Here is an 11,271-nt window from a genome sequence, read left to right as displayed (position 1 = left end):
TCGCGGACGTGCCGGACCGGATCGGCCCGATGAGCCCGGTCGCGTCCACCCAGAAGATCACGCCGGGGACCAGGACGGGCGCGACGCTGCTCGCGGCGGTCTCCGGGGTGCTGGCCGCCGCGGCCGGGGCCCTGGTGCTGGGCCGGCGGATCCGGCTGAGCCGCCGCTAGATCCACCAGACCGCGGGTGAGCCGGCCTCGGGCCGGCATGCGAAAGACCTTCGCCCGTCCCGGAGGCGCGGACCGGGGCGGGCGAAGCCATACCCTCGACCAGGTGGCCGTGCCGTGAGCGGGTGCGGCTGTTCACGTGAACGGTGAGGCTGCGTTCGCGGGACGCTGACGGCGAGTCCGCAGGCCGCGACGCCGCGTCCGTGTGCCGGGGGCGCTGTGTTCGTGGGCGGTGGGGCGAGGGGGCGGCGGACACAGTAACGTCACGTCAAGGAATCCGTACGCAGTGCTACGCTCCGGACAGGCCGCTGGGAACGGTCAGAAAGTACGGACCGCGCGGATGACCTTGCGGCGCAGTTGAATACGACGGCGGCCGTCCGGGTACAGGCGCAAGCGATCGAGTTCCCAGCCGCCGTGCTCCGCGTGCTCGGTCATGATCCGCCGGGCGGCGTCACGGGTGGTACCGCGCGGCAGTGACAGGACGAGGTAGGTGTACTCCGCCATTGCGACCATTATTACTTGGTCTACCGGCCGTGCGGCACCGTACCGTGGCCTCCCGGTCCGCGCGGTGCGCGGCGGCGTGTCATCCTGTCGGGGGCGTGCGGCGGTGAGAATCCCGCCCCTCCGCGGGGGCGGCACGATGATCGCAGGGCGGCGGCGGGAAGGCGCGGGCACAAACAGGCCGCCATGCGACGTTGTACGAAGCCGGTAGGAAGAGCCTGAGTCAGAGGACCCGAGACAGCGAGGTTGGAGCGACTGTGCCAGCCAAGAACGGCACCGCGAACAGTGGCCGGGGCAACGGCCCGGGGACGCGCCTGGTGATCGTCGAGTCGCCCGCGAAGGCGAAGACGATCGCCGGTTACCTGGGCCGCGGTTACATCGTGGAGTCCAGTATCGGCCATATCCGGGACCTGCCCGGAAGCGCCTCGGAGGTGCCGGCCAAGTACAAGGGCGAGCCGTGGGCGAAGCTCGGCGTGAACGTCGAGCACGAGTTCGAGCCGCTGTACGTGGTCAACTCCGACAAGCGCCAGCAGGTGCAGAAGCTCAAGAAGCTGCTGGCCGAGGCCGACGAGCTCTTCCTCGCGACGGACGAGGACCGGGAGGGCGAGGCGATCGCCTGGCACCTCCAGGACGTCCTGAAGCCGAAGGTCCCCGTGCACCGGATGGTCTTCAACGAGATCACCAAGGACGCGATCCAGCGCGCCGCCGCGAACCCGCGCCAGCTGAACATGCGCCTGGTGGACGCGCAGGAGACGCGCCGCATCCTGGACCGCCTCTACGGGTACGAGGTCAGCCCCGTCCTGTGGAAGAAGGTCATGCCGAAGCTGTCGGCGGGCCGCGTGCAGTCGGTGGCGACGCGGCTGGTCGTCGAGCGGGAGCGGGAGCGGATCGCCTTCGTCCCCGCCCACTACTGGGACATCGCGGCCCAGTTCGACACCGGCAAGGACGAGGAGCCGACGGCCTTCAAGGCCGGGCTCGTCTCGGTGGACGGCAGGCGCGTCGCGCAGGGCCGCGACTTCGGCTCCGACGGCGTCCTGAAGACGAAGGACGCACTGCACCTGGACGAGGCCGCGGCGACGGCCCTCGCCGAGCGCCTGCGCGGCCGCCCGTACGAGGTGAAGTCGGTCGAGCGCAAGCCGTACACGCGCCGCCCGTACCCCCCGTTCCGGACGACGACCCTCCAGCAGGAGGCCAGCCGCAAGCTGAGCTTCTCCGCGAAGTACACGATGTCGGTCGCGCAGAAGCTGTACGAGAACGGCTTCATCACCTACATGCGAACCGACTCGATCACGCTGTCGGAGACCGCGATCACGGCGGCGCGGCGGCAGGCGGCGTCGCTGTTCGGCGGCGAGTACGTCCCGGACAAGCCGCGCGTCTACACGTCCAAGGTGAAGAACGCGCAGGAGGCGCACGAGGCGATCCGCCCGGCGGGCGACACGTTCCGCACGCCCGCGGAGACGGGCCTGTCCGGCGACCAGTTCCGGCTGTACGAGCTGATCTGGAAGCGGACGATCGCGTCCCAGATGAAGGACGCCGTCGGCCAGTCGGTGTCGATCCGGGTCACCGGGACGTCGACGCGGAACGAGCGCGCGGAGTTCGGCGCGACCGGCAAGACGATCACGTTCCACGGTTTCCTCAAGGCCTACGTGGAGAGCGCCGACGACCCGTCCACGGACCGCGACGACCAGGAGCGGCGGCTGCCGAACCTGGCCGAGGGCGACCCGCTGACGGCGAGCGCGGTGGACGCCGAGGGCCACTCGACCCGCCCGCCCGCCCGCTACACCGAGGCCAGCCTGGTCAAGGAGCTGGAGGAGCGGGAGATCGGGCGCCCGTCGACCTACGCCTCGATCATCGGAACGATCCTGGCGCGCGAGTACGTGTTCAAGAAGGGCACCGCGCTCGTCCCGTCGTTCCTGGCGTTCGCCGTGGTGAACCTGCTGGAGCAGCACTTCGGCAACCTGGTCGACTACGACTTCACCGCCCACATGGAGGACGGCCTCGACGAGATCGCGCGCGGCGAGGCCGAGCGCGTCCGCTGGCTGACCCGGTTCTACTTCGGCGACACCGGCGAGGAGGGCCTGAAGGAGCTGGTCGGCGACATCGGCGACATCGACGCCAAGGGGATCAGCTCGTTCCCGATCAAGGGCACCGACATCATGGTGCGGGTCGGCCGGTACGGGCCGTACCTCGACCGGGACGGCGAGCGCGTCAACATCCCCGAGGACATCGCGCCGGACGAGCTGACCGCCGAGAAGGCAGAGGAGCTGTTCGCGCAGCCGTCGGGCGACCGGGAGCTCGGCGTCGACCCCGAGACCGGCCACACGATCGTCGCCAAGTCGGGGCGGTTCGGTCCCTACGTCACCGAGATCCTGCCCGAGCCGGCGCCGCCGGCCGACGGCAAGAAGCGGACGAAGAAGGCCGAGGCCGCCAAGCCGCGCACGTCGTCGCTGTTCAAGTCGATGTCGCTCGACACGATCACGCTCGACGACGCGCTGAAGCTGCTGTCGCTGCCGCGCACGCTGGGCGAGCTGGACGGCGAGCCGGTGACCGCGCAGAACGGCCGCTTCGGCCCGTACATCAAGCGGGGCTCCGACAGCCGGTCGCTCGGCTCGGAGGAGGAGCTGTTCACGGTCACGCTGGAGCGGGCGAAGGAGCTGCTGGCGCAGCCCAAGCAGCGCGGCCGCCGGGCCGCGGCCGCCGCGCCGCTGCGCGAGCTGGGCAAGGACCCGGCGAGCGGGGAGCCGGTCGTGGTGAAGGAGGGCCGGTTCGGCCCGTACGTCACCGACGGCGAGACGAACGCCAGCCTGCGCAAGGGCGACGAGGTCGAGTCGATCACGATCCAGCGCGCCGCGGAACTGCTCGCGGAGCGCCGGGAGAAGGTCGCCGCGGGCGGCGGGAAGAAGAAGGCGGCGCCGCGCCGTCGAACCTCCGCAAAGTCCGGTTCATAGGGACATCTACGCCGATACCCTGACCGACATGACCAGAACGGGCGCACCCCGGCCGCACCCCGCAGCGTCACCGCCGCCGGGCGTTTCGTCGCTTTCGTCGATCGGGCCGTTCCGGCGGCTCCGGATGGCGCTGGCGCTGTCCAGCGCCGCCCAGTGGATCGGCGTACCCGCGCTGACCGCCATGGCGGCGATGCTGACGCGCGGCGACGGCGCCGCCGCGCAGGCGCAGGCGATCGGCGGCACGCTGGCGCTGATGCTGCTGCCCGCGGTGGTGCTCCCGCCGGTCGCCGGGCTGCTCGCGGCCCGCGTCGACCGCCGGCTGATGCTGATCATCGCGGACGCGCTGCGGCTGGTGGTCGTCGTGACCGTGCCGCTCGTGCACGCGCTGCCGTGGACGCTCGCCGCCGCCTTCCTCGTCTCGTGCCTGAGCCTGCTGTGGATACCGGCGGCGCGCGCGTCCCTGCCCGCCGTGGTCCCGGACGAGGAGGCGCGGCCCGCCGCGCGCCGCGCCGCGACCCGCGTCCTCTACGGTCCGGCGCCCGCCGCCGCGCTGCTGTTCGCCGTCCTCGCGCTCGTCGCGAACGGGACGCTCGGCGCCGGTTCCCGCGCCGACCTCGCCCTGTACGTGACGGCGGGCCTGTTCCTCGTGGCGGCCGCCGCCGTGGCGACGGCCGGCGAGATCCCGGCGACCGAGCCGGTCGCGGCCGGGTCGCCGCTGAAACTGATCTTCCAGGGTCCGGGGTCCGCCGCCGCGCGCGGCGCCGGCGCGGCGATCGCGACGGCGTCCCTCGCGGCGGGCGCGGTCGTGGCGGTGGCCCGCGTCCACGCCGGCGAGCTGGGCGGCGGCGACGCCGGGTACGGCTCCGTCCTGACCGCGCTCACGGTGGGGCTCGGTTTCGGGCTGTTCCTCGGACCGCGCGTGCTCGTCCCGTTCAGCCGCCGCCGCCTCCTCGGCCTCGCGGTGATCGCCGCCGCGCTCGCGCTGGTCGTGCTCGCCCTCGTCCAGAACCTCGTCGTCGTGGTGTTCGCGACGGCGTTCCTCGGCGTCTTCGCCGGAGCCGCGTGGTCGACCGCGAAGATGGCGGCGCACGACCCCGAGGCGCCGGAGGGCGCCCGCCCGGCGGCGTACCTGCGGTCGGTCGCGCTCATCACCGCGCTGGTCTCGTTCGCCGTCGTCCCGCTGATCGCGGCGGCGGCCGGATCCCACCGACTCGACCTCGGCGGCGGCGTCTACGACGCCTACGGGACCGGCGTCGCCCTGCTGGTCGCGGCCGTCCTCGCCCTGGTGACCGGGCTGTTCGCCTACCGGCGGCTGGACGACCGGCGGGGCATCCCGCTCGTCCCCGACCTGCGCGCCGCCCTGCACGGCGAGATCTACACGCCGCCGGAGCAGGCCGCCGCGGCCCCGCAGCCCGTCCACCGCAACCGGGGCGTGTTCATCGCCTTCGAGGGCGGGGAGGGCGCGGGGAAGACGACGCAGGCGCGGCTCGCCGCGATCTGGCTCCGCGACCACGGCTACGACGTGGTGACCACGCACGAGCCTGGCGCGACCAAGATCGGGATGCGGCTGCGCGCGATGCTGCTGGACCGCGACACCACCGGCCTGTCCGACCGCGCCGAGACCCTGCTGTACGCCGCCGACCGCGCCGACCACGTGGCCAACGTGATCAAGCCGGCGGTGGACCGCGGCGTGATCGTGGTCAGCGACCGCTACGTCGACTCGTCCCTCGCCTACCAGGGCTTCGGGCGGGGGCTCCCGGTGGAGGACATCGCCCGCGTCAACGCCTGGGCGACCGGCGGCCTCGTCCCCGACCTGACCGTCCTGCTGGAGATCCCGCCGGAGGCCGGCCTGCGGCGGCTGCCGGCGCCCGCCGACCGCATCGAGTCGGAGTCGCAGGAGTTCCACGAGCGGGTCCGCGAGGGCTTCCGCGCCCTCGCCGAGGCCGACCCCGACCGCTACCTGGTCCTGGACGCGAGCCGGCCGCAGGGCGAGCTGAGCCGGGAGATCCAGTACCGCATCCGGGAGATCCTGCCCGACCCCGTTCCGCTCGGCACCGAGGACGCCACGAGCACGTTCCCGGTCATCACCGACTTCTGAGCCCGCTAGCCTCTGTTCCATGAGCGTGTGGGACGACCTGGTGGGGCAGGAGCCCGTCATCGCGCAGCTGTCCTCGGCGGCGGAGCGGACGGACGGGCTCGCGCACGCGTGGCTGTTCACCGGGCCGCCGGGGTCCGGGCGCGTGGCCGCGGCGCGGGCGTTCGCCGCCGCGCTGCAGTGCACGGAGACGCCGCGCGGGTGCGGGCACTGCGCGTCCTGCCACCAGGTGCTCCAGGGGACGCACGCCGACGTCGAGGTCGTCCGGCCGCAGGGCCTGTCGTTCGGCATCAGGGACGCCCGCGCGCTGGTGCTGCGGGCCTCGTCCTCGCCGAGCGGGAGCGGCCGCCAGATCGTGCTGTTCGAGGACGCCGACCGGGCCACCGAGGGCGCCGCGAACGCGCTGCTGAAGGCGATCGAGGAGCCGCCGCCGCGGACGGTGTGGCTGCTGTGCACGCCGTCGCCGGAGGACCTGCTCGTCACGATCAGGTCGCGCTGCCGGCTGGTGACCCTGCAGACGCCCCCGATCGCGGCGATCGCCGACTTCCTCGTCCAGCGCGACGGCGTCGAGCGCGAGACCGCCGAGGTGGTGGCGCGGGCCGCGCAGGGGCACATCAGCCGGGCGCGCCGGCTCGCCTCCGATCCGCGGATGCGGCGGGTGCGCGAGCAGGTGGTGGCGGTGCCGCGCCGGCTGACCGGGGTGAGCGCGGCGGTCGCGGCGGCGGAGACGCTGGTGAGCGCGGCGAAGGCGGAGCGGGACGCGCAGACGGCCGAGCTGAACGACGCGGAGACCTCCGCCCTGCGCAAGGCGCTCGGCGAGAGCGAGAAGGGGCGGATGCCGCGCGGGACGGCGGGCGCCCTCAAGGAACTGGAGGACCGGCAGAAGTCGCGGGCGACGCGGATCCTGCGCGACGCGCTGGACCGCACGCTGCTCGACCTCGCGTCCTACTACCGCGACGTGCTGACGCTGCAGCTGGGGGCGGGAAGCGAGCTGGTCAACATCGAGCTCGGCCCCGAACTGCGGTCGGCCGCGGGGGACGGACGCCCGGAGGACACCCTCCGGCGCCTCGATGCGATCATGGACTGCAGGGAGCGGTTGGCGGCGAACGTCAATCCGCAGCTGGCGTTCGAGGCGCTGACCTTGGCGTTGCGTCACGGGTGATACGGACGGGGCTTACACAACTTGTCCCCATTCGTTACATTTCCGTACGCGACTCTCAATGAGCGCCCCCGTAACGTTCGCTGGCTGATCGACCGAAATCCGGTTGGTTAACCCCCACAGCCAGGAGGTCTGCCTTGCGGCGAGCCTTGATTTCCGCCGCGTGCGCCGTCACCACCGTGACGGCCCTCGCGTTCCCAGCATCCGCAGCTCCGGGCCAGGCACAGGCGAAGGGCGAGGTCTCGGAGTACGTCGTCCTCTACAAGGAGGGCGCGTCCCTCGGGCAGGCCCACCAGGCCGTCTCCGCGGCCGGTGGCAAGGTCGTGCACGAGAACCGCGACGTGGGCGTCGCGACCGTCACCTCCCAGAACCCCGAGTTCATCCACGCCGTGATGAACCAGCGGGCGCTGGACGGCGTCGCGCACAACCGGATCATCGGTGAGGCTCCCAAGACCAAGAAGAAGGCCCCGAAGGTCGAGAAGCTGACCGGGGCCCTCCACGGCGCCAGGAACCAGGCCGCCCCCGCGGGCAAGCCGTCCAAGGACACCGAGCCCTTGGCCGACCTGCAGTGGGACATGAAGCAGATGCACGCCACCGCGGACGGCTCCTACAAGAAGGAGCCGGGTGACCGGCGCGTGCTGGTCGGCGTCCTCGACACCGGCGTGGACGGCGACCACCCGGACATCGCGCCGAACTTCAACCGCAAGCTCAGCCGCAACTTCACCCGCGACATCCCGACCGACGCCAACGGCAACGAGGTCGACGGGCCCTGCGAGTTCACGTCGTGCGTCGACCCCAACGACTGGGACGACAACGACCACGGCACGCACGTCGCGTCCACGATCGCCTCGCCCCGCAACGGCCTCGGCATGGCCGGCGTCGCGCCGAACGTGTCGATCGTGAACCTGCGCGTCGGGCAGGACTCCGGCTACTTCTTCCTCCAGCCGACCGTCGACGGCCTGACCTACGCGGCCAAGCACGGCATCGACGTCGTCAACATGTCGTACTACATCGACCCGTGGCTGTGGAACTGCGGCAACAACCCCGCCGACAGCCCCGAGGACCAGCTGGAGCAGCGGACGATCATCAAGGCGGCGCAGCGCGCCCTGGACTTCGCGCACGACCGCGGCGTCACGCTGATCTCCGCGGCGGGCAACGACCTCGTCGACTACACCAAGACGAACGTGGACGACAGCAGCCCCGACTTCCCGTCCACGCCGGGCGAGGAGCCGCACGACCGCACCGTCCCGGCGAGCTGCGTGTCGATGCCGTCCGAGGGCGAGAACGTCATCCCGGTCTCGGCCACCGGCCCGAGCGGCCGCAAGTCGTACTACAGCAGCTTCGGCAACGGCTACGTCGCGGTGGCGGCGCCCGGCGGCGACAAGGTCGACAACGCCGCCCAGCGTCCGGACGACAAGGGCGGCATCTGGGCCGCCTACCCCGAGCGGCTCGCGAAGGAGCGCGGCGAGCTGAACGCCGACGGCACGCCGAAGGTGTCGTACATCATCCGCAGCTGCAAGGGCGACAAGTGCGCCTACTACCAGTCGATCCAGGGCACCTCGATGGCGTCCCCGCACGCGGTCGGCGTCGCGGCGCTCATCGTCAGCAAGTACGGGCACCGGGACCGCAGCGGCGGCCTGACCATGGACCCGCGTCTCGTCGAGCGGGTGCTGCGCGGCACCGCGACCCCCAAGGCATGCCCGAGCCCGGCGACGGTCGAGTACGTCTGGTACACCCAGGTGAACGGCCAGTGGGTGAAGCACACCTCCACCCAGACCTGTGAAGGCTCGAAGGGCCAGAACGGGTTCTTCGGCAGCGGCATCGTGGACGCGCTGAACGCCGTCTCGCGCTGACCCCTCCAGAACCACCCCAGGACGCGACCCCCGGCTCCGGCCGGGGGTCGCGTTCTTTTCCGCGTCCGGCGTGTCCCGTGCCCTCGTGCATGATGGGGGCATGCCGTACCGAGTCACCTTCGTCTGCACGGGCAACATCTGCCGCTCCCCGATGGCCGAGTGGGTTCTGCGCCACCACGTCGAGAAGGAGGGCCTCGACGTCGAGGTGGACAGTTCGGGCACCGGCGGCTGGCACGTCGGCGACGGGGCCGACCAGCGGACGGTCGCGGCGCTGGCACGCGCCGGCTACCGGTCGGCGCACATCGCGCGGCAGTTCGACGCCGCCTGGTTCAACGGCTACGACATGATCATCGCGATGGACGCGAGCCACGAGAAGGCGCTGCGCTCGATGGCGCCGACCTGGCAGGCGCGCGGCAGCATCTGGCGGCTGCGCGAGTTCGACCCGGACGCGGGCGGCGACCTCGACGTCCCCGACCCCTACTACGGCGGACGCGCCGACTTCGACCTCGTCCTGGAGCAGGTGGAGGCGGCGATGCCCGGCCTGCTCAAGCAGATCCGCTCGGCGCTTGATGACCACTGAGCGGGTGCGGCTGGAGAGGCTGCTCGGAACCGGGGTCGAGGACGTCCACGACCTCGGCTCCAGCCATTCCTGGACGTTGCACAGGGCTTCGCTCGCCGACGGCCGTGAGGTCTTCGTGAAGGCAGCGCATGACCAGGCGGGTGTGTTCGCGGCAGAGGCGGCCGGGCTGCGCTGGCTGGGGGAGGCGGGCCCCGGGACCCCCGTCCCCGAGGTCGTGGCGGCGGACGACCGGATGCTCGTCCTGCCCTGGCTGCGCTCGGCTCCACCGTCCCGCGAAGCGGCCGAACGTCTCGGACGGGAACTCGCGGCCCTGCACACCGGGAACCGTCCCGGCACCTACGGCGCGCCCTGGGACGGTTTCATCGCCGACCTTCCCTTGGACAACACACCGGACGACCGTTCCTGGCCCGCCTGGTACGCCGAACGCCGCCTCGAACCGTTCCTGCGCCTCGGGGCAAGGCATCTCACGTCCGGTGACGTCCGTCTTGTGGAGCGCGTCATGGCGGACATCGAGACGCTCGCCGGACCGCCGGAGCCGCCTTCCCGCATCCACGGGGACCTGTGGTCGGGGAACGTCCTTTGGACGGGCGAGCGGGCGCTGCTCATCGACCCGGCCGCGCACGGCGGGCACCGCGAGACCGACCTCGCCATGATGGCGCTGTTCGGGACACCGCACCTCGACACCGTGCTCGGCGCCTACGATGAGGCCGCGCCCCTTGCGGACGGATGGCGGTCCCGCGTCCCGTTGCACCAGTTGCACCCGCTGCTGGTCCATGTGGCGCTGTTCGGCGGGTCGTACCGGGCGTCCATGGCAGAGGCGGCCCGCGCGTGCCTCGGCTGAGGCGGCTCACGACTTGGTAACTCCGCGTTCATGGGTTTTTGTCGCGATCCATATGCGGTAGAAACGACGGGCGATCCGGCAGGAAGGTTAGGTAGGCAACCCCATGGACGACGGCAGGCGCGAGGACCCGGGTAACCGTCTCGGCTCGTGGAAGGGTCTCGTCCCTCTCGGCGTGGCCGCCACGGCCGCGCTGCTCATCGGAGGGGGCGTGGACATGGTGCACCGCCACCAGCGCGCCGCCGACGAGGAGCACGAGGCCAAGCCCGCCGCCAAGGCCGAGAAGACCGGCCCGGAGTTCATCGTCGGCGTCACCCAGAAGGGCGCCTCCCTCCTCGTCCGGAACGTGCGTACAGGCGCGAACGTGGGGCTGCCCGTCGCCGCCCCGCAGGGCCGCCGCTTCCATCGCGTCGCGGCGCTGAAGGACGGCTCGTACATCCTCGCCACACCCGGCCCCCGTGACGTCACCTTCCAGCGCCTCCGCTTGGACGACGGACGTCCCAAGGACCTCAAGCCCCTCCCGAACGCGATCGTCCCCGGTGTCTCCACGGTCTGGTCGGACCTCGCCGTGACCCCGGACGGCGCACAGCTCGCCTACGTCACCTACAAGGGCGCGAGCGCCCGCGTGGAAGTCGTCACTCCAGAGACCGGTGTCCACAAGGTGTGGACGACCAGACTGCGTGCCCGCGTCGGGAGCCTCTCCTGGTCCGGCACCACACTGTCCTTTGTCTGGAGCCCGGTCGGCACAGGGAAGCACCAGGTCCGCACGATCGACACCAGCGGTGCCGCCGGCGACCTGAAGTCGAGCAAGGCCGTCATGCCCCTGCCCAAGGGCAGTTTCAACGCTGTCATGAGCCGGGACGGCACCTCCCTTATCGCGGCCATAGCGAAGAGCTCCGAAGTGACTCTTCAGACCTTCACGGTGCAGGGAACCCCCGCCAAGACCCTGTGGACCCTGAAGGTGAAGGGCGCCCCCACCGGCCTCGACATTGCCCACAACGGTCGCGACGTCATCGTGACCGCGGGCGACCTGTATGCGCAGGGCGTCCCGACCGTTCCGGCAGGGGATCTCGCCGACGCCGCCTGGTGAGACCTAGAGTGGGTCGCATAAAACCGGGCGAACGGAGCGA

General features: G+C 71.8%; 8 protein-coding genes. 7 read left to right on the top strand and 1 reads right to left on the bottom strand.

Features of this window, described 5'->3' with window-relative positions; translation table 11 throughout:
- Positions 1 to 485: 485 nt before the first annotated feature.
- A complete protein-coding gene (locus tag AB0C69_RS11330) occupies positions 486 to 671 on the bottom strand; it encodes a DUF5703 family protein (RefSeq protein ID WP_179845705.1) in 186 nt (61 codons plus the stop codon).
- 254 nt (positions 672 to 925) lie between these two features.
- On the opposite strand from AB0C69_RS11330, the gene topA reads away from it, so the two are divergent.
- The 7 genes from topA (at position 926) to AB0C69_RS11295 (ending at position 11,231) form a co-directional block, all read left to right on the top strand.
- Complete coding sequence (topA, locus tag AB0C69_RS11325; RefSeq protein WP_345179685.1) at positions 926 to 3,616, top strand: type I DNA topoisomerase; 2,691 nt, start codon at positions 926 to 928, stop codon at positions 3,614 to 3,616.
- Positions 3,617 to 3,644: 28 nt separating this feature from the next.
- Positions 3,645 to 5,714 carry a dTMP kinase gene (tmk, locus tag AB0C69_RS11320; protein WP_360352638.1) on the top strand — a complete coding sequence of 690 codons (2,070 nt, stop codon included), beginning with the start codon at positions 3,645 to 3,647 and terminating at the stop codon, positions 5,712 to 5,714.
- 19 nt (positions 5,715 to 5,733) lie between these two features.
- Positions 5,734 to 6,873 (top strand): DNA polymerase III subunit delta', encoded by a 1,140-nt coding sequence (locus tag AB0C69_RS11315; RefSeq protein WP_360352636.1) that lies wholly within the window; start codon positions 5,734 to 5,736, stop codon positions 6,871 to 6,873.
- A 134-nt stretch (positions 6,874 to 7,007) separates the two neighbouring features.
- Positions 7,008 to 8,723, top strand: coding sequence for a S8 family serine peptidase (locus tag AB0C69_RS11310; RefSeq protein WP_360352634.1), 1,716 nt, complete (start codon positions 7,008 to 7,010; stop codon positions 8,721 to 8,723).
- Between the two features lie 100 nt (positions 8,724 to 8,823).
- On the top strand, positions 8,824 to 9,303 hold the full coding sequence (locus AB0C69_RS11305) for a low molecular weight protein-tyrosine-phosphatase (protein WP_360352632.1): 480 nt from the start codon (positions 8,824 to 8,826) through the stop codon (positions 9,301 to 9,303).
- On the top strand, positions 9,293 to 10,144 hold the full coding sequence (locus AB0C69_RS11300; protein WP_360352643.1) for a fructosamine kinase family protein: 852 nt from the start codon (positions 9,293 to 9,295) through the stop codon (positions 10,142 to 10,144). The genes AB0C69_RS11305 and AB0C69_RS11300 overlap by 11 nt, the downstream gene beginning before the upstream one ends.
- A 103-nt stretch (positions 10,145 to 10,247) precedes the next feature.
- On the top strand, positions 10,248 to 11,231 hold the full coding sequence (locus AB0C69_RS11295; RefSeq protein WP_360352630.1) for a hypothetical protein: 984 nt from the start codon (positions 10,248 to 10,250) through the stop codon (positions 11,229 to 11,231).
- The last annotated feature ends 40 nt before the right edge of the window (positions 11,232 to 11,271 follow it).

It is taken from the genome of Actinomadura sp. NPDC048032 (assembly GCF_040653175.1).
GTDB classification, from domain to species: Bacteria; Actinomycetota; Actinomycetes; order Streptosporangiales; family Streptosporangiaceae; genus Spirillospora; species Spirillospora verrucosospora.
Note: the sequence above shows the minus strand (reverse complement) of the source record. Positions and strands in the feature narration are given on the sequence as shown.